The organism is Sorangiineae bacterium MSr11367 (assembly GCA_037157805.1).
Classification (GTDB): domain Bacteria; phylum Myxococcota_A; class Polyangia; order Polyangiales; family Polyangiaceae; genus Pendulispora; species Pendulispora rubella.
Genome location: CP089983.1, coordinates 10,538,741 through 10,557,506, shown reverse-complemented (window position 1 = coordinate 10,557,506; position 18,766 = coordinate 10,538,741). Strand labels below are relative to the sequence as shown.

The window sequence follows — 18,766 nt, the reverse complement described above, 5'->3', positions numbered from 1 at the left end:
TCCAGGAAAAACGCCCGGTGCGGTCCCAGGTACGGCGGCAACTCCGCCCGACGATTGGTGAGTCACGCGGCGCAACGTAGAAGCTTTGGCGCTTCCGTGCTAGCGAAAGGGCCGAAATGCGCGCCGCCGTTGTCGTTTTCCCGGGCATCAATGCAGATGCCGAAATGGTCCGTACGCTTCGCGATGTTTGCGGAGTGCCAACTACCGTCGTTCGCCACACCGAGACCGCACTCCCGACCGGGACGGATCTCGTCGCCATCCCAGGCGGGTTCAGCTACGGCGACTACCTTCGGGCGGGGGCCATCGCGAAGGTCGCGCCCATCATCCAGCCCATCGTCGAGCATGCAAAGCGCGGTGGATACGTGCTGGGTGTCTGCAATGGCTTTCAAATCCTCACGGAAATCGGACTCCTTCCCGGAGCGCTGACCCGCAATCAAGCGATGCGGTTTGCATGTGGCGACGTCTACGTCAAAGTCAGCGCCGTGGGTCCGTTCACACCGAAGGTCGATGCCGTCTGGCGCCTCCCCATCGCCAATGGAGAAGGGCGCTACCAAGCCACCGATCGCGTGCTCGCCGAGCTCGAACAATCGGGCAGCATCGCTCTTCAATATTGCGACAAGTCCGGCGCGGTCACCGACGCGGCCAATGCCGGCGGGGCGGTGCGCAACATCGCGGCCGTCTACGGTGGACCGCGCAAGAACGTATTCGGCGTCATGCCGCACCCGGAGCGCATGAGCGAGGCCATCCTCGGCGGCGTCGACGGGCGCACCATCTTCGACACCGTCATCGCAAGCCACGCGGCTTCCGTCGCGGCCTGATCCAAGGGGCGGAGGCGGGATAACGTGGACCTTCTCTACTTTACCCTCCTCACGAGCATCCTCATTTTCATTCACGAATCGGGGCACTTCGTCTTTGCGAAGTTCTTCGGCGTGAAGGTCATTACGTTTTCGATTGGCTTCGGCCCGAAGATCCTCCGGCTGCGTGGCAAGGAAACGGAGTATTGCGTGGGGCTTCTGCCCTTCGGCGGCTTCGTGAAGATGCTCGAGGAGGCCAAGGGCACGGAGGCGATTCCGCCGGAGGATGCCAAGCGCACCTTCGAGGCGCAGGCCTTGTGGAAGCGCGTGGTCATCGTGCTCGCCGGGCCGGCGATGAACGTCGTCTTTCCGGTAGCCCTCTACACCTCGGTGTTTCTCGAGGATCGGACCTTCCCCGCGCCCAACGTCGGCGTCGTCACGCCAGGCCGCACGGCGGAGGGAAAGCTCGTGCCGGGCGATCGCATTCTGTCGGTCGATGGACAGGACGTGGAGACCTTCCCCGAAGTGCAACGCATCGTCTCGCAGCGCGCGGGCGTGCCGGTTCGCTTCGTGGTGGAGCGCGATGGCAAACAGGTCGAGGTGCAGGTGACCCCGGCCGACGAACTCGTCGAGCGCTCCGAGGTGCAGCGCGAGCTCGATGTGGTGGAGCACGTGGCGCGCGTGGGAATCATGCCGAACTTCCCCGCGCCGGTCATCGGCGTGCCGAAGTCGGACTCGCCCGCGTACCGCGCGGGGTTGCGCACGTTCGATCGCATCACGGCCATCAATGGCAAAAAGGTCGATCGCTTTTTGGACCTGGTCGACGCACTGGCAAAGAACCGTGGCGACACGGTGGTGCTCGCGTACCTGCGCCCCGTGCCCGTTCCTGCGGCGGGCGGGCTTTGCGACATCGCGGTGATGGACCCCGGCGCGGTGACATTGACGCCGATGCCGCGCGAATCGGCGGGCACCGAGGAAAACGCGGATGCGCGCGCCAAGGACGTGCTCTTGCGCTCGGGCATCGAGGGTTCGGACATGTACGTGGCCTTCGTGCCACCGGGGTCGGGCGAGTGGAAGGCGGGGCTCCGTGCGGGCGATCGCATCACGCAGCTCGATGGCGTGCCGCAACGCTACTGGCCTGCGATGGCCGAGGAGCTTCTGCGCGATCCGAATCGGATGCACAGCCTGGAGTGGACGCGCGGCGGGCAGCCGATGGCCGGCAATTTCCAGTTGCGCAAAGAGCAATGGGTGGACGAGTTTTCCCAGCGCCACGAGCGGCACGTGTTCTTGACGACGCATTGGAGTCCGAATGCGCCGGCCGCGATGGTGAAGAATCCGAGTCTCATTTCGTACTCGCTGCGTGGTGCCTTCGAGGAGACGGTCAACGTCGTCAAGTTCATCACCGTCGGCTTCTGGCGCATTCTTCAAGGCCGCGTGAGCCTGGCCAGCGTGAGCGGGCCGATCACGATGTACGACGTGGCCGGGCAGGCCGGCGCCAAGGGCACGCGGGACTTCGTGTGGGCGATGGCGGTCATCTCGATCAACGTCGGACTGGTCAACCTGCTTCCCATTCCGGTGCTCGATGGCGGGCACCTCGTGTTTCTCGCGCTGGAGGCGATCAAGAAGCGCCCCCTGTCGCTGCGCGCGCGCGAGGTCTCGAGCCTGGTGGGGATGAGCGTGCTTTTCCTGCTGATGATGGTCGCCTTCAAAAATGACGTGGAGCGCCGCTGGGACGTCATCGTGGGGCAGATTCGCGAGATTTTCGGTTGAAGAACGAGATCACTGCTCGGAGTGTGGCTGCGGACGTCCTCGTTCGCGTGGATCGCGATCAGGCCTTTGCCGCGGCCGCGCTCGATGCGGAGATTGCGCGCTCCCCGCAGCTCGCCCCTCGCGATCGTGCCCTGGCCACGGAGCTTGCCTATGGTTCGCTGCGGGTGCGGCGCTGGCTGGAGTCGCGGCTTTTGCGACACGCGACGCGGCCACTCGAAAAGCTCGATCCGCGGGTGCGTGTTCACCTCGTGCTGGCGGCGTTCCAGCTCTTCTTCCTCGAGCGGGTGCCCAAATTCGCCGCGGTGAGCGAGGCGGTGAGTGCCGTGCGCGCGGTGAATGGGCCGAAGGTCGCGGCGTTCGCGAATGCGATTCTGCGCAAGCTTGCGCGCGAGGCGGAGGCGGAAGGCGCGAGCCTCGATTTGGAGGCCATCGCGGTGGAGTCGGCGCCGCCGTGGCTCTTTTCGACCTTGGCGGGCTCGCTCGGTGACGTCGGTGCGCGCGCGTACCTCCGCGCGGCCCTGGCGGCGCCGCCCAACGGTATATGCGTGTATGCTGCAAATATGCGCGATGCGTGGCTGGCGCGTCTGCGCGAGGCGGCGCCGCAGGGGGAGTTCGAGCCCGGGCCTCTGTCGCCGCATGCGATTCGCGCGCGCGCGGCGGGGCGGCTGCACGATTTGCCTGGGTTCGCGGAGGGAGCGTGGACTTCCCAGGAGGAGGGCTCGCAGGTGATCGCGCTCGCGCTCGGTGCGCGCGCGGGCGACGTGGTGCTCGATGCCTGCGCGGGGCGCGGCAACAAGACGGCGCTTTTGGCCAGTGCCGTCGGAACCGGCGCGGTGGACGCGGCGGATTTGCACCCGTCCAAGTTGGCGCGCCTTCGTGAAGAACTGACCCGCCTCGCGCGTGCGCCGCGGGCGACCTACGCGGTCGATTGGTCCGTGGGCGCCGGTGCCGTGGAAGGCCGCTATCACCGCATTTTGGTGGATGCGCCGTGCTCTGGAACGGGCACGTTGGGGCGCCGCCCGGACCTTTATTTGCGCCGCGCCCCGGAAGACCTCGCTCGGCTGTCGGCGCTGCAGGTCGCCATCGTCGAGCGCACCGCGGACCTTCTCGAGCCCGGGGGGCGCCTCGTTTATGCCGTATGCAGCGTTTTGCGCGAGGAAGGCGAGCAAGTCATCGAGAAAATTCTGGCCGCGCGCCCCGATTTGGAGCTCGGACCCTTCGAAGGCCAGCCCGCGGCAGATCTCGCGAACGGCGAAAGCATGCTGCGCTTGCTGCCGCATGTTCACGGCACCGACGGTTACTTTCTCGCGAGTCTCGTCAAGCGCCCCGCGACTTGCTAAAAGCTGGCGCCATGATTGACGTCACGCTTCCTCAGCTCGGTGAGAGCGTTTCCGAAGGGACGGTCACCAAGTGGCTCGTCCGCGAAGGCGACTTCGTGCAAAAAGACCAGCCGCTCGTCGAGATCGGGACCGACAAGGCCGACTCCGAGCTGCCCGCACCCTCTGCTGGCCGCGTGACGCAGATTCTCGCGAAGGAGGGGGAGACCCTTGCGGTGAACGCGGTTCTCTGTCGCCTGGACGAGAGCGCGCAGTCAAGTACGGCCCCGCAAGCGGGGCCTGGGGCTTCGGCGAGCGATGTGCGCGCGCCCGCCCCCGCACCGGTGCCCGCGCCGCCGTCGGCGCCCGCCGCCGTCGTGGCCCGTCCTCCCGCATCGTCGCCTTCGCTTGCAGCCGCCGCGGGGCTCGAAATCGCGTCCTCGCGCAGCGTCACGGGTGGCACCCTGGCCACGCCGACAGCACGCAAGGCAGCCCTGGAGAACGAGGTGAACCTCGACTCCGTGCAAGGCTCCGGCGAGCGCGGTCGCATCACGCGTGACGACGTGCTTCGCGCTGCGGCCAGCAACGGTCCGCAGGCCGTGCCGCCGCCCGCCCCCGCGCCTGCACCGGTGGCGGCTCCTCCCGCCCCCGCGCCTGCAGCCGCTCGCGCCCCGGCGGCCGCGCTTACGCAGTTGATCAACCAGGGTGGCGGCTTCGTTCCGCCGGTCCCGGGCGTGGGCTACGGCTCCTTCAAGGTGCCCGCCTACAAGCCGAACGAAGGCGACAAGGTCGTTCCCTTCTCGCGCCGGCGCCGCATCACCGCCGACCACATGACCTATTCGAAGTTCGCCTCGCCCCACGTCGTGACCGTGGCCGAGATCGACTTGAACAAGGTGTCGCAGCTTCGCGACGCGCACAAGGATCGCTACAAGAAAGAGGGGCACGCCCTCACGATGCTCGCCTTCGTGACGGTGGCGGTCGCCCGCGCTCTGCGCGAGAACATGGCGCTCAACGCGCGCGTCCTCGACGACGCGTACGTCGTGATGAAGGACATCAACATCGGCGTCGCAGTCGACTCGCCCGACGGCCTCGTGGTTCCGGTCATCCGTCGCGCGGACGAACTGGGCGTGCGCGGCATCGTTCGAGGGATCGACGAGCTGGCCAAGCGTGCGCGCAGCGGCAAGATCACGGTCGACGATCTGAGCGGCGCCACCTTCTCCGTCACGAACCCGGGCCTCAAAGGCAACTTGTTCGGCGGCGCGATCATCAACCAGCCCAACGTCGGCATCCTGCGCATGGGTGAAATCCAAAAGCGCGTCGTCGTCGTCGAGGGCCCCGGTGGCGAAGACGTCATCGCCATCCACCCCGTCATGTACGCTGCCCTGAGCTACGACCACCGCATCGTCGATGGCGTCGCCGCCAACAACTTCCTCTGGCGCGTCGCCGACGTTCTCGAGAAGGGCGAGTTCGAAGTCTAGTCGTCTCTTCGCTGAGCAAGCATCGCTCGAGGCGTTGCCCATGTTGAGCAGGACTTGCTCGACCCTAGGGCAGCGCCTTTTGCGTTTCTGCACCGTTCTCCTGGAAGCCGAACCGGTCCACTCGTTGCACCGGCGCCCGGGTCCCCAGGAGGAAACGGAATGTCGAAGATTCGGGTTCGTGGTGCGTTCGTCGTTGGCGTTTGCAGCGTAGTCCTGTTCGCGTGCGACGATGCCTCGTCCGATGCCGAGGGCGGGGCACAGGACGCCGGCATTCCTGACGTAGGCGCCGCGTGGAGCGCCGACGGCGGATTGGACGCAACCCGCGACGCCGATGATGGAACTGACGCCAGCGCGCTTCCGGACGCAGGCGGAACGCCCCCGCCAACGAACCCGCAATGCGGCTTGAATTGCGGGACACCAGGCTTTCCCCACAGCCAGGCCTCGGTGCCGGGTGGGCTGGTGCGCTGGAGCCAAAACGCCAATTGTTACGGGAATCAGCTGCCGGGAACGACCCCACCGGGAGCCGCATGCGAGGTGCGCGGCGATCACCCGGATAACTGCGCGCGGCACACCTGCAAGTGCGAAGCGTGTTCCGAGTCGTTTACCGCCGCCGCATGCATCAACGGCACATGTGCGGACGCCGCGACGACATGCCGCCTCGCTCGCGAGAATGCCCACACCTTTTGCGGCGATCCATGATCTTGCCGCGCCCCACACGATGAACGCTTGAGCTTCGTGAGGCGCTCGCCGGGGGGTCGCTATGGCATTCGCAATTCGCGAATCGCGAATCGCGAATCGCGAATCGCGAATGCCGCGTATCCTCACCCCGGAGGGCCGGAGCCATGAGGCAGCTTCATCTGAAGCCACAAGATGTTGTGCTCGCGCTAAAGGCCATCTCCACGGGACGGCGCAATTGGACGCAAACGGAGCTTGCCCAGACAGTTTTCATCAGTCCATCCGAGTGCAACGAGGGCCTCAAGCGTCTCGCGGCGTGTCATCTCTTCGACCGGTATGAAAATCGAGTGATCCGAGCCAACCTTCTCGAGTTTCTCGTGCACGGCGTGCGCTACGTGTTTCCTGCGCAAATCGGGGACTTCCGAGGAGGCATGCCCACGGGATTCGCCCTTCCAGATCTCGCCGATTCTGCGGGGGTCACGGTGTCCGACGATGAGGACCGCGTCGTCTGGCCCTTGACGAATGGGCTTGGCGGGGCCTTTGGGCGTGCCATCGAGCCGCTCTACAAAACGGTGCCTCGCGCGGCGGAGCAGGATGCCGAGTTTCACGAGTACCTCGCCTTGGTCGATATGGTGCGCATTGGGAGGCCCCACGAGCATCCGGCGGCGTGCAAGGAGCTCGAGGTGCGCCTTACCGACGATATCGCGAAGGGCTCCCAGCTATTTTCGTAGCCACGCGGCGAGGATGTACTCGAGGCCCCAGTTCACCACGGTGACGATGAGTGACGCGATGGATGCAGTGATGCAGCCTGCGAACTTCACGCCCGAGAGGCTGCCGGCGATCAAGAAGAGGAGGCCATTCAGAATGACGCCGCCGAGGCCCAGGGTGAGCACGCTCAGGGTGACCGTGACCGGGCGGAGGAAGTGCCACGCGACGGCGTTCAGGAGTGCGACGACCAGGGCGAAGACGATCGCGGAGCCAAATCCACGGGCGCGCATGCCCGGCATGATCTGCGCGACGATGAAGACGCTCAGACCCGAAATCATCAGGTGGCCGAGGCTGACGAGGAGCTGATTCTGTCCCATCGGCCACCAGTGTACGCGCCCGCTACTTACGGAATGCGAAAATCGCGCACGACGGCCATGTGCTGCATGCCGGTGGCTGCGCTGTCATCGGATTGGGCCGGGGCGACGTCGGCGAGGGGCGTGTAGACGCGCGAGTCGAAGACGAGGCCGTTGGGGAAGATCTGCGTGCCCACGTGAGCCTCCGTCGCGAGCGCGTTCATCTTCGGATCGGCGAGCACCCAGTCGTAGGGTTTGCTGCGCGGCGCGTTCGTCTTGTCGTTGCCCGTACCATCGACGGGGTAGGGGCCCGTCATGACGAACTTCGCGCCGAGCGTGGAGAGCCACTTCTCGTCGCGCGAGCTCGTGTTGAAGTCACCGCCCATGACGACGTAGTCGCTCGAGGGGATGTTTTCTCCAATCAAGCCGTCCAGCGCCTTTGCCTCGTCGCCCCGCTTCGCCTCGTCGGTGCTGCCCGATCCCGCTTTGAGGTGAACGCTGATGACCCAAAGATCCTTGTCACCCGGAATGTCCATCTTCGCCCATACGAAGTCGCGATCGGGGAGCGTTAGGTCCTCCCATTCGCCTTTCGCGAGCATCGGATAACGGCTGATGACACCATTGGGAATCCCCGTGCCGCTTTCGCGGAAGTAGGAAAAGTCTGTTCCAAATGCCGCGTCGACGAAGGTGCGAATATCCTTTTCGGAATTCGTTCCCACATTGAATTCCTGAATGGCGACGATGTCTGGTTTCAATCCTTTGAGAATGCGGATACCCGGCTCCAAATACGATTGACCATTTCCGCTGCTCAGATTGGCGGCCGCAATGCGGACGACGGTGCTGCCTCCAGGATTGGCATCCGATCCCGTATCGCGCGCGTCCGCGCCGGCGTCGTTCGGCGGAACGTACGCGTCGCTGCCCGTGTCGGGATTCCCGCCGCTGTCCGGCGGCAGCGTTTGTCCAGTATCTACGGAAGAATCCTTCAGGTCCGGAGGAAGGGTGATCCCCTCGCCCGAGCAAGCTGAAAACCCGTAGGCCAGCGTCAGTCCGAAGAGGGCGGCCAACGGCGCGCCAAGTGCCTTTTCGAGCGCAGTGCGTTTCTTGGACATAAGGTCCGCAGTCTTAGCGCGTTTTTCGAGTCTGCGCGAACGTGAGAATCAATTCCACGGTGCGGTACGTCACGTGCGCCGGAACGATGAAAAGCATGCCAAATCGAAGCAAGAACACCACGGTGCCCAGGCCGAATACACCGAGGTTGGGCATGTCACCGGTGAAAAATCCCTTGGTGAAACTCGTGTGCGCGAATCCCCACTGAAAAACGAAATACAGGAGCGACAGAAAAAAAATGCTGAAACGAAAACGCCACAACACGTCCAGTGCGCGCTTCATGGAGCGACATCCCCCGCGTGCTCCGCGCGAGCGGTGAGCAGCGCCAGAAGGAACGCGTTGCCGATGGGACCGAGGGCGAGAAATCGCGTGCGGCCACCCGACGTGTACGGAACGCCCGCGAGCGCCGTGGTTCGGTACAACTGCGCGAACTCCGCGGCATTTCCCGATGCTCTCGCCGGTGCGAGGGCGAACACGGTGGCCGTGGGAGATATGCCGAGAAGCACCGGAACGTCGTCGCCCTCGCCGAATCCGCTGTGGCCATCTTCGTATTCGCGAACGCCGCCGAACTCCCAGAGTCCCGACGCATACCGAAGCACCGCGCCCGTGAGCAGCTCCGCGATGCCGCGATCGGCGTAGCTCGCGTAATAGGCCGCGAGGGCCGTTCCCGAGGCCCGGGGGAAATCCGTTCCCCGCCCATTGCGGTGCTCCATGCGCTGAACGAGAAGGCCACTCGCGGGATCGATCTGCTTCGTTCGAACCTTGTCGGCCCAGTAGTGCAGCGCCTGCGCGTGCGAGCGCCCCGTGGCGCGCGTGTGCCACGCGAGGGCACCGGCGATGGCTGCCGTATCGTGCGGGTGCGCAGCATGCGGAAACGTTTCCACCAGGCCTGTCGGCGATGCGAGCAGACGTCGCTCGAACGCCGCGATCAGCGCGTCGTGCTGCTTGGCCACATCGGCCGGAAAGGCCGGGTCGAGCGCGCGCGCCACGGAAATGGCGAGGGCTGCGCCCCCGAGGTAGCCATGGGCATGCGAGCCCTCGAGCGACTTGAAGGCGTCTTCATTGCTCCACGCTTCCGTGCCGAAGGTGCGCATCTCCGGCAGAAAGCACTTTGCTGCGGCGCGTGTGACGACCGGCACGTATTCGGCTTTCCGCTCGGGGTGCTCGAATGCGACCTGCGCCAAGCCGAGTGCCGCCATCTGGTGCGTCCAGAGCGCCAACTTGCCATTGAAATGGCGCGGATCGTCGTCCTGTTCGAAGGCGATGACATCCGCGGCGAGTGCGCTCTGTCGTTCGCCGTCCCCGCGGAACCAAGCCTCGGCATCGCGCCCGCACCACCACGAGGCGAAGAAGCGAAACGCGATCAACGCGACGACGAAGCCCGTCGCGCGGATCCACCAAGGGGTCACCGATGCCTCCGACGCCGAACGATCACGGTGCGCGCGAGGATGGCAGCAATCGCGACGGCGCACATCGAAAAGAAGGCCACGGGCCCGCTTTTTTCACTCGGCACGGAGCATCCGCCATCGTCCGAGGACGCGGCGGGCTGCCCACCTCCGTCCGAAGCGCCGGCGTCGTAGGCGATACCGAGTTGATCGCGGATGGCCGGCCACTCGACGAGGCAATTGGCCGTCGGTGTTCCGTTCCCGCACGCGAGGGGACCGCGCACCGTGGCGAGGTGCAGAAGCGGCGCGAAGTTCGCGCCGTCATTGGTCGATGCACCGACGATGAAGCCGCTCGACTCGGTCGAGCACGCGTACAACGTCCCGCCGAACCAGGTCAGGCATTGAATCTGCGTATCGGATTTTTTGACGAAGGTGAGGTCGTCGCGCGAGGCCACGAAGAGCCCATCGGCACCGCCGACCCACACCTTCGAGCCATCGCCCGATAGCGCAAACCCGAGGAGTGCGGCGCCGGTGCGCACCGTGCGAAACGTCTTGCCGCCGTCGTCCGTCACGAGAAGACGACTTCCGCTGCCCGGTGTGGTGGTGCGCACGTAGACCCGCTCGGCGTTCACCGGATCGACGGCCGCGATGAAAGGCGCGCCCTCGTTCGGGGTCAGCTCGATGAGCGTTTCGGAAAAGGTCTGCCCGTTGTCTTTGGACGCGTAGAAGAGCCCTTCGATGGGCTCGCCTTTGCGACGAAATGCCGAGGCGTAAATGCGCGCGCCGTCGCTGGGGGCCGTGTCCACCGTCTCCGCGATGGCGTAGGTGGGCAGTCCGACGCCCAGGCGGCTCCACGAGATGCCTTGATCCGTCGTTTCGTACAGATGGCTCGTGTAGCCGTCGCCGGCATCGTCGCGCTTGTAGGTCGACGTCAAGGCGAGGGCGGCCGCGGGCTGGTTCGAGCGCGACGTCACGTCGATGACGACTTGGCCCTTCAATCCGCCGCCGGCGAAGGCCCATGAGCACCCGAGATCCTGTGTGACGCTGAGGCCCTCGAACGTACCCGCGAGCACCGTTTTTTCGCCGACGATGCCGAGGGCGGGATCTTCCACGCCGCCGTAGCCGACGGCGCGCTCGCAGACCCAGTCCCACGTCGCACCGCGGTCGTGCGAAAAGAGGATGCCGAACGTGGTGCGCAGCACCATCTTCTCCGGCGTCCTCGGGAAAACGACGAGCTGGCTCGCCGCCGGAAATCGCCCATTGGCCTGCGCCTGCCCCGCTCCCAGCATGAGCGAGATGGTGACGGCGATAGGCAGCGCCCATTTCGAAAGCACGATGCCCACGTTAGGCGGTAACGTACCGCGCGTGGAGACGGTTCGCCGCGCGCTAGCCCAATCGCTCGAGTGCGGGCGGTTTTCGGGCGCTTCCGCCCGCGCGCTCGAGCGGGCGTGGCACAGGTGGTCCGCCCCGCGCGTGGCACGGCCGCTCCAGGTGCCCGACGGCGTCGTGACCATTGCCGTGGGCGGTCCGACGCTCGGCGGCTCGGGAAAGACGCCGCTGGCCCTTGCATGTGCACGCTTCATCGCCGAGCAACAGTCCGCCCGCGTCGCCCTCATTGGCCACGCGTACCGGGCGACCCCGCGAATCGCGCGCGTCGTCCATCCCAGCGATGACGTACGCGTCGTGGGCGACGAGGCCCTCATGTGCGTTCACGCCGTTTCGGCTCCCTCCCCCCCGGAGGTCCGCGGCTTGCCGCGGCCGACTTTCAACGCAGAGGGAGGGCCGGGGAGGGGGAGTCTCGATGTCATCGTGGCCCCCACGCGGCAGCTCGCCATCGACCTCGCCCTGGCCCGCGGCGCGCGCATCCTCGTGCTCGATGGTGTCCTCCAGATGGCACCCCGGCGCGCGACGTTGTCACTGCTCGCATGCGACGCCCTCGCGCCATGGGGCAGCGATGCATGCCCGCCATGCGGCGACCTTCGTGCGCCGAAGGACGCGCTGCTCGCCGCGTGCGATCACGTCGTGACCCTTTCCGATGACCTGGTTCGAAGCCGTGGTGCCTTCACGTCCACTGGCGCGATGTTGCCGTACGAGCAGCTCGCGCGGATGAACCTCGGCTTGGTGACCTCCGTGGCGCGACCTGCGCGGATCCGCGAGCGCCTTCGGACCCGTGGCGTCGTTCCGCGCGCGGTCTTCCACGCTTCCGATCACGGTGTACCAAGCCCTCGGGAATTGGCGTCTCTAGCGGCAACGCATTGCGTCGAAGGATGGCTCGCGACGCATAAGTGCTCGATACACTTACGCAATTCATCAGTGCTTCCATTGTACGTCATGGAGCATGACGTGCATCTTGATACCACCCTTCGCTGTGTTCTGCGCGATGCGATCGGGCCTGAAAAGACGCGGGAAATGTAGCGCGGCCTTGACCGCGCTCGACACGCACCATAGTCTCGAAGAACGAATTCCAGGCTTTTTTACCGCCTTGCCACGATCATGGCTGAGTTCCTCTCGGTGCACGCGTGAGCGACTCGGACGAGAAAACGCGCGTCACCACGATCGTTCAGAAGACCCTCGGGGACGAACCACGTCCACGCGGTAACGATTGTTTGGTGGTGATTTACACCAAGGAGCCGACGCTCCTCGGCAAGCGGTTCGTCTTGGAAGGGAGCCCGTTCAAGATTGGACGCGGCGCCGAGAATCACATCGTGCTCGAAGGTGATTCCGTGTCGCGCAGGCACGTGCACTTCGAACAGCGTGGCGCGATCTGGTTCGCCGTCGACGACAACTCGACGAACGGCACCTACGTGAACGACGACCAGATCACGCGCGACATCGCCCTGGCGAACGGCGACCGCATCAAGGTCGGCCCCACCATCTTCAAGTATCTCTCCGGTGCCGATGTCGAGGCGCAGTACCACGAAGAGATCTACCGGATGACCATCATCGACGGGCTGACGCAGGCGCACGTGAAGCGCTACCTGCTCGAGGCCCTCGAGAAGGAGATCATCCGCGCGCGGCGCCACACGCGCGAGCTCTCGTTCTTGATGTTCGACGTCGACCACTTCAAAAAGATCAACGACTTCCACGGCCACCTGGCGGGCGACTTCGTGCTGAAGGAGCTCGCGCGCATCGTGCAGGGCCGCATTCGCCGCGATGAAGTGTTCGCGCGCTACGGCGGGGAAGAGTTTGCCATCATCCTGCCGGAGACCAACCTCGAGGGGGCGCGTTCGCTCGCCGACGGCCTGCGGGAGAAGATCGAGCAGTCGCGGTTCGTGTTCCAGAACGAACTCATCCGAGTGACGGTGTCCATCGGCGTCTCGCAGCTGCGCGAGGAAGATCGCACCAGCATGGATCTCATCAAGCACGCCGACGAACGCCTGCTCGAGGCCAAGCGTGGCGGTCGAAATCGTGTCGTGGGCTGAACGCCGGTGCTAACACGTGCAGCGCCGTGACGAACGCACGTCTTCCTGAGATTGTCACCCCGCCGCCCGGACCGAAATCGCGCGACCTGGCCGCACGCCTTGCTGCCGTGGAGTGCCCGGCCTTCGACGCACGCCGCGAAGCCCGCGCCGCGTTGAGCGAGGCGTCGCACGCCCCCATCGTGTACACGCGCGGGCAGGGGCCCAACGTGATCGACGTCGATGGGAATCGCTACGTCGATCTCGTGGCTGGATTCGGCGCGCTGCTTTTTGGGCACGGCCCGGAGGCCATCGTGCGCGCGGTGAACGAGCAGACGTCCGAGCTCGCATTGGCGCTGGGCGACGTGTACGCGGCCGAGACCAAGGTGCATTTGTGCGAGCGGCTGGCCGCGCTGTTTCCCGAGCCGGGGGCGCGCGTGATGCTGGGCCTCTCGGGGGCCGATGCGATCACCGCCGCCTTGAAGACGGCGCAGCTCGCGACGGGCCGCAGCAAGGTCGTAGCGTTCGTCGGCGGCTACCACGGGTTGTCGCACGGCCCATTGGCAGCGTGTGGGTTGGCGCCCTCGTTTCGTGCGCCGTTCGCAGGGCAGGTGGGCGACTTCGTGACGTTCCGCCCCTACGATGCATGCGATCTGCATCTATCCGACGACGTGGCCGCCGTCGTGGTCGAGCCGCTGCTCGGGCGGGGAGGGTGCGTCGTGCCGCCGCCGGGGATGCTCCGCGAGCTGCGCGCGCAGTGCGATGCGGTGGGGGCGTTGCTCATTGCCGACGAGGTGTGGACGGGAATGGGGCGCGCGGGGAGCATGCTCGCCTCGCTGGACGAGGGCGTCGTTCCCGATCTGGTGTGCCTCGGCAAGGGACTGGGGGCGGGCTTTCCCGTATCGGCGCTCATCGGTCGTGCCCATGCGATGCAGGCGTGGGGAGCGCATGGCGGAACGACGATCCACACGGGGACGCACTTCGGGTCGCCCCCCGCGTGCGCCGCGGCGTTGGCGGTGCTCGATGCCTTGCAGAACACGAACATCATCGAGCGGGCACGACGCACCGGCGATGCATGGCGCTCGAAATTGGAGCGCATGGCCGGCGTGACGGTGCGCGGGCGCGGCCTCATGGTGGGGCTCGCACTGGAGGGAGGCGCTGCTCGCGCGCTCGCCGTGTCGCGGGCGCTGCTCGCGCGGGGCTACATCGTTTTGACGGGAGGGGTGACGGGCGACACGTTGACCCTGACGCCGCCGTTCGACATCGAGTCGGAGTTGCTCGACGCGTTCGACACGGCGCTGGTCGAAGTCCTTCGAAAGGGAACCACGTGATGGACGCACGACGCAACGAGAGCGAAGCCCTGCACGAGCGCGCACGAGCCTTCGTGCGGGCGTTCGACGAGGGAAGGGCGATGCCGGAGCCATTCGACGCGCTGGCCGGCGCTCTCGCGCGCTTCCAGGCGCGGTACGTGCCGGGGTATGCGAAGCTGCTCGCGGCCCGAGGGCTCGATGCGGCGCGTTTCGAGCGCGCCATCGACGCGCCGGCGGTTCCAACGGATGCCTTCAAGGTGGCGCGCGTGAGCGCGTTCGGGGAGCAGGATACGCCCATTACGTTTCGCACGAGCGGCACCACCGTGGGCGCGCGCGGCTCGCATCCCTTTCGCGACGTCGGCACCTACGAGCGCGGCGCAGTGTCCTTTGCGCGGCGCACGCTTCTGCGGGATCTCCCCGAGCGGGTGCACGTTCTCGTTCTCGGGCCCTCGGCCAAGGACCTCCCCGACTCCTCGCTGGCGCACATGAACGACGCGTTCGTTCATGCCTTCGGCCTGCCGCGCGACGGCGACCCCTTTTTCCTTCGGGACGATGTCCTCGATCTCGCGGGGCTGGACGAAACGGTGGCACGCATCCTCGTCACCAGTGATGCGCCGGTGCTCTTGCTGGCCACGGCGTTTGCCTGCGCGTACCTGCTGGACGGCCTGGGCGATGCCGATTTCCGTCTTCCCAAGGGAAGCCGTGTGATGCAGACTGGCGGCTTCAAGGGCAAAACGCGCGAGATCGAGCCGCACGTTCTGCGCAGCGAGCTTGCGCGCGTCTTTCACATTGCCGAGGACGACATCGTCGGCGAGTACGGCATGACCGAGCTGTCGAGCCAGTTCTACGAAGAGCGCGGGGGCGGTCCCTACCTCGAGCCGCCGTGGGCGCGCGTCGTTCCCGTCGATCCGGTGACCCTGGCGCCGGTCGCCGAGGGCGAGGAAGGTATCGCGCGCATCGAGGACCTGATGAACGTCGATAGCGCCTTCGCCGTGCTCGCGGCCGATCGCGTGCGCCGCGTGGCCGGCGGGTTCGAGCTTCTCGGCCGCACTCCCGGTGCTCCGCCGCGCGGTTGCTCGCTCACCATCGAAGAGATCCTCGGGTCGTCGTGAGCCGCCTGGCGGACCTTCGCCGCATCCTCGATGCCGCGCGCGGGTTGGTCGAGCGGCGCGCGGCGCTCATCCCCGAGCTGGTGCAGAGCACCGGTCTCTCGCCCGAGGGCGTCGAGCACGCCCTCCTGCACCACCTCGAGACGGATGCCACGGAGGACGACCTGCGCACCCTTCTCGCCGGCACGGTCGAAGCGCCGCACGTCCACGTCATCCTCTCGGCCAACGTCTTCGTCGCCGCGCTGCGCGCGATCGTCCTCGCCCGCGCCGCCGCACCCACCGTCACGGTGCGGCCTTCGTCCCGCGATCCCGCCTTCGCGCTCGCTCTTCTCCGAGAACTCGCGGACCCTGCCATCACCCCCTCCGCCCCCGGGGGAGGGCAGGGAGGGGGGGGCGCCGAAATCCACGTGTACGGCCGCGACGAAACCATCGCCCAAGTCCGTGCCTCGGCCCCACCCGGAACCATCGTCCGCGGTCACGGCGCCGGCATCGGTGTCGCCGTCATCACGGAATCGGCCGATCTCGACGCAGCAGCCGAAGCCCTCGCCGACGACGTCATCGCCTTCGATCAACGCGGCTGCCTCAGCCCCCGCATCGCCTTCGTCGTGGCCAACGCCGCTGCCTTCGCCGAGAAACTCCATGCGGCCATCACGGCCCGCGAGCTCCGCGTCCCTCGCGGTGAACTCTCCTCCTCGGAGCGCGCCGACGCGCAGCGCTACGCGGACACCGTGCGCTTTGCGGGCACCTTGCACGCTGGAAGAGCCCACCTCGTCGGTGTGGCCGAGCCCCTGCTCGTCCCGCCCTCGGGCCGGCACCTCCACGTCATGCCCATCGAGGCCACCGCCGCCCTGCCGGTGATCCTGGCTCCGCTCGCGCGCAGCATCGTGGCCATCGGTCTCACCGACCCGGCGCCCCCCATCGTCTCATCTCTCCCGGGGCATGCCCGCATCTCGGCCCTTGGCCGCATGCAGCGCCCACCCCTCGACGGTCCGGTGGACCGCCGCCCTTCAACTCCCTGAGCGCGGACGGGACGGACGCGCCCGCGGCACGGCGGCGGCGATGTTCGTCGACGGCAGCGACGCCGGGATGATCTGCACGCGACGGTCCGGCCCTTCGCCGTTGCTCTCCGTGCGCACACCGCCCACGTCCTTCAGCGCCATGTGCACGATGCGCCGATCGCGCGCGCTCATCGGGTCGAAGGTGATGATCTTTCCTTCGGCGGCCACCCGCTCGCCGAGCCGCCGCGCCATCTGCGCGAGCTGATCCTCGTGGCGTGCGCGGTAGCCCTCCGCGTCGACCGCGACGTGCTTGCGCGGCTCGCCCGGACGGTGAACGACGCGGGTCGTCAGGTATTGAATCGCCTCGAGCACAGCGCCGCGCTTGCCGATGACGCGTCCGGCGTCCGGGCCTTCGATCTCGAGCCGGATCTCGTCCGCCGAGCCCTCGCCGTCATCCGGCGCCAGGTTCACCTCGGCGTTCATGAGCATCTTCTCCATCAAGGTGCGCACGAAAGTCAGCGCGCGGGACGCCTGCGGATCATCCACGCCGTTTTCGAGGCCATTCACGTTGGCCGCACCAGGGGAAACGTTCGAAACATCAGACACGGGCTTTTCCCTTTCGCAGGTTGCTTCCAGACTCCTTGGAAGCTTCTCGAACCTCGATATCGTTCTTTCCCTTCGGCGTCGACTTCGGGGCAATTTGCTCGATGAGGAGCTGCTGGCCGATACCGAGCACGCTGTTCGTCAGCATGTAGACGCCAAGCGCGGCAGGCAAGAACAACATCATGACGGTGAAAACACCCGGGAGCAGGTAGGTCATCATCTTCTGCTGCATCGGGTCCATTCCCTGCTGGGGCACGATCTTTTGCTGCACGATCATGAAAGCACCTAGCACGATGGGCAATATGAAGAACTTATCGGGCGCCGACAGGTCCGTAAACCACAGAAATTTCGTGTGGTACATCTCCACCGCGGTTTGCAAGGTGGTGTACATCGCAAACCAGATGGGCATCTGAACGAGCTGCGGTAGGCATCCGCCGAACGGATTCACGCCGTTCTTCTTCCAGAGCTCCATCATGGCCATGTTCTTGGCCTGGGGATCGCTGGCGAACTTCTCGTTCAGCGCGTCGACCTCGGGCTTCAAGCGGCGCATCGCCAGGCTCGATTTGATGGACTTCCACGTGAGCGGGAAGAGCAGGAGACGGAGGCAGAGCGTCATCACGATGATGGCGAGGCCCCAGTTACCGGTGACCTTGTTGCGGAAGAAGAGCAGAACGTCGACCAGTACCTTCGCCACGATGGAGAAGAACCCGAGGTTGATCAGGTCACTCAGCCCCTTGTTGCCGCCTGCCGCGTGGGCGAGGACGTCGCGCTCCTTGGGGCCGCCGAACGCGGTGACGCGGTAGGTGGTGCTCTCGCCCGGAGCGAGCTCCTTGGCGTTGTAGTTCAAGTTCGCGTGGTAAACGGCGGCCGCGGTGTCGTCGTCGCGGTTTTGACCGACCGAGTACCAGTCCTCTGCGAGGATCTCACAGGTGGCCGGCGCCGCCGGAACCAGGGCCTGCGCGAAGTACGTGTTCGAGATCGCGGCGTAGCGATCCACGCCCTCGCGGAAGGGGCCCTCTTTGAAGTCGTCGCGGTTCTTGCGCTCGACTTTGTTGGCGTTCGCGCACTCCAGATCCGTCATGAACGGGGAGACGCGGCCCAGGCTGCCCTTCACCTCTTTGTTGCGGCGGAAGGCGAAGGCCTGAATCGCGAAGCGGTGCGACTTCTTCGTGTCGGCCAGGTTGGTGACGGTGGTCTCCACCTCGAGCTCGAACGGGCGCGCGCCAGCGGTCACCGTCTTGACGATCTTCACCGTCTCGTCGGCGTAGGTGAACTTGCAGTCCTTGCTCTCCGAGGTCGAAGGTTCGAGCTTCCAATTGAAGCGGTCGTACTTGACCTGATCGTTCGCGCCTTCGGGGCCGCGGAACATGGTGCGGAGCGAACGCCACCGCTCGATGTCCGGCGTCGTCGAGAGGTCCTCGGCGTCGCTGCCGATGTACTGCGGATCGGTGAGCTTGTAGTGCGTGATGCCCGCACCGCGCGAGGACAACGTCGCCTGGAAGCGGTTTCCCTTGATGGTGCAAAGGTCACCCTGGGGCGGCACGTTCGGCACCGGCGCCTGATTCGGATCGCTCGGTATCGGTGGAGGGTCGATCACGTCACCGACGAAGTCGGGCGCGTTGACGTAGTTTTCGGCGAGACCCGGCTGGATGGCGTGCTGGGACTTGCCGGTGAGGGCGGGAATGCCCCACTGCCAGATTAAAATGGCCCCGATCGCGATGATCGCCCAGCGCAAAACCGTGTTCTTGTCCATTCGCTACTT

18 protein-coding genes are annotated in these 18,766 nt (G+C 66.0%); 11 read left to right on the top strand and 7 right to left on the bottom strand.

The window, feature by feature from the left end; genetic code table 11:
* The first annotated feature begins 116 nt into the window (after positions 1-116).
* The 6 genes from purQ (at position 117) to LVJ94_40730 (ending at position 6,764) form a co-directional block, all read left to right on the top strand.
* Entirely contained in the window at positions 117-818 is a 702-nt protein-coding gene (gene purQ / locus LVJ94_40755) for a phosphoribosylformylglycinamidine synthase subunit PurQ (GenBank protein ID WXB03223.1), read from the top strand.
* A 24-nt stretch (positions 819-842) separates the two neighbouring features.
* Positions 843-2,564 carry an RIP metalloprotease RseP gene (gene rseP / locus LVJ94_40750; GenBank protein ID WXB03222.1) on the top strand — a complete coding sequence of 574 codons (1,722 nt, stop codon included), beginning with the start codon at positions 843-845 and terminating at the stop codon, positions 2,562-2,564.
* 23 nt (positions 2,565-2,587) lie between these two features.
* A complete protein-coding gene (gene rsmB, locus LVJ94_40745; protein ID WXB03221.1) occupies positions 2,588-3,904 on the top strand; it encodes a 16S rRNA (cytosine(967)-C(5))-methyltransferase RsmB in 1,317 nt (438 codons plus the stop codon).
* 11 nt (positions 3,905-3,915) lie between these two features.
* Entirely contained in the window at positions 3,916-5,358 is a 1,443-nt protein-coding gene (locus tag LVJ94_40740) for a 2-oxo acid dehydrogenase subunit E2 (GenBank protein ID WXB03220.1), read from the top strand.
* A 159-nt stretch (positions 5,359-5,517) separates the two neighbouring features.
* Complete coding sequence (locus LVJ94_40735) at positions 5,518-6,057, top strand: hypothetical protein (GenBank protein ID WXB03219.1); 540 nt, start codon at positions 5,518-5,520, stop codon at positions 6,055-6,057.
* A gap of 323 nt (positions 6,058-6,380) precedes the next feature.
* Positions 6,381-6,764 carry a hypothetical protein gene (locus tag LVJ94_40730; GenBank protein ID WXB03218.1) on the top strand — a complete coding sequence of 128 codons (384 nt, stop codon included), beginning with the start codon at positions 6,381-6,383 and terminating at the stop codon, positions 6,762-6,764.
* Here LVJ94_40730 and LVJ94_40725 read toward each other — a convergent pair.
* The 5 genes from LVJ94_40725 to LVJ94_40705 are packed head-to-tail and all read right to left on the bottom strand — an operon-like array spanning position 6,753 to position 10,920.
* Positions 6,753-7,118, bottom strand: coding sequence for a phage holin family protein (locus tag LVJ94_40725; GenBank protein WXB03217.1), 366 nt, complete (start codon positions 7,116-7,118; stop codon positions 6,753-6,755). The genes LVJ94_40730 and LVJ94_40725 overlap by 12 nt on opposite strands.
* Positions 7,119-7,144: 26 nt before the next feature.
* Entirely contained in the window at positions 7,145-8,203 is a 1,059-nt protein-coding gene (locus LVJ94_40720) for an endonuclease/exonuclease/phosphatase family protein (GenBank protein WXB03216.1), read from the bottom strand.
* Positions 8,204-8,216: 13 nt separating this feature from the next.
* The gene (locus LVJ94_40715) at positions 8,217-8,483 is read right to left on the bottom strand and encodes a hypothetical protein (protein WXB03215.1); all 267 of its coding nucleotides are present in this window, start codon (positions 8,481-8,483) and stop codon (positions 8,217-8,219) included.
* Entirely contained in the window at positions 8,480-9,610 is a 1,131-nt protein-coding gene (locus tag LVJ94_40710) for a hypothetical protein (protein ID WXB03214.1), read from the bottom strand. Before LVJ94_40710 ends, LVJ94_40715 begins: the two co-directional genes overlap by 4 nt.
* Positions 9,607-10,920: a hypothetical protein gene (locus LVJ94_40705; protein ID WXB03213.1), complete on the bottom strand. Its 1,314-nt coding sequence runs from the start codon at positions 10,918-10,920 to the stop codon at positions 9,607-9,609. The genes LVJ94_40710 and LVJ94_40705 overlap by 4 nt, the downstream gene beginning before the upstream one ends.
* A gap of 31 nt (positions 10,921-10,951) precedes the next feature.
* Between LVJ94_40705 and LVJ94_40700 the strand changes: the two genes are divergently transcribed.
* The 5 genes from LVJ94_40700 to LVJ94_40680 all read left to right on the top strand — a co-directional run bounded on the left by LVJ94_40700 (position 10,952) and on the right by LVJ94_40680 (position 16,422).
* A complete protein-coding gene (locus tag LVJ94_40700) occupies positions 10,952-12,001 on the top strand; it encodes a tetraacyldisaccharide 4'-kinase (GenBank protein ID WXB03212.1) in 1,050 nt (349 codons plus the stop codon).
* A gap of 104 nt (positions 12,002-12,105) precedes the next feature.
* Complete coding sequence (locus LVJ94_40695; GenBank protein WXB03211.1) at positions 12,106-13,008, top strand: diguanylate cyclase; 903 nt, start codon at positions 12,106-12,108, stop codon at positions 13,006-13,008.
* 26 nt (positions 13,009-13,034) lie between these two features.
* Positions 13,035-14,315: an aminotransferase class III-fold pyridoxal phosphate-dependent enzyme gene (locus LVJ94_40690; GenBank protein ID WXB03210.1), complete on the top strand. Its 1,281-nt coding sequence runs from the start codon at positions 13,035-13,037 to the stop codon at positions 14,313-14,315.
* Entirely contained in the window at positions 14,315-15,406 is a 1,092-nt protein-coding gene (locus LVJ94_40685; GenBank protein ID WXB03209.1) for an acyl-protein synthetase, read from the top strand. Before LVJ94_40690 ends, LVJ94_40685 begins: the two co-directional genes overlap by 1 nt.
* On the top strand, positions 15,403-16,422 hold the full coding sequence (locus tag LVJ94_40680) for a proline dehydrogenase (GenBank protein ID WXB03208.1): 1,020 nt from the start codon (positions 15,403-15,405) through the stop codon (positions 16,420-16,422). Before LVJ94_40685 ends, LVJ94_40680 begins: the two co-directional genes overlap by 4 nt.
* On the opposite strand, the gene LVJ94_40675 is transcribed toward LVJ94_40680, so the two are convergent.
* Complete coding sequence (locus LVJ94_40675; GenBank protein WXB03207.1) at positions 16,411-17,007, bottom strand: KH domain-containing protein; 597 nt, start codon at positions 17,005-17,007, stop codon at positions 16,411-16,413. The genes LVJ94_40680 and LVJ94_40675 overlap by 12 nt on opposite strands.
* Positions 17,000-18,757, bottom strand: coding sequence for a membrane protein insertase YidC (yidC, locus tag LVJ94_40670; protein ID WXB03206.1), 1,758 nt, complete (start codon positions 18,755-18,757; stop codon positions 17,000-17,002). Before yidC ends, LVJ94_40675 begins: the two co-directional genes overlap by 8 nt.
* Positions 18,758-18,766: the final 9 nt, after the last annotated feature.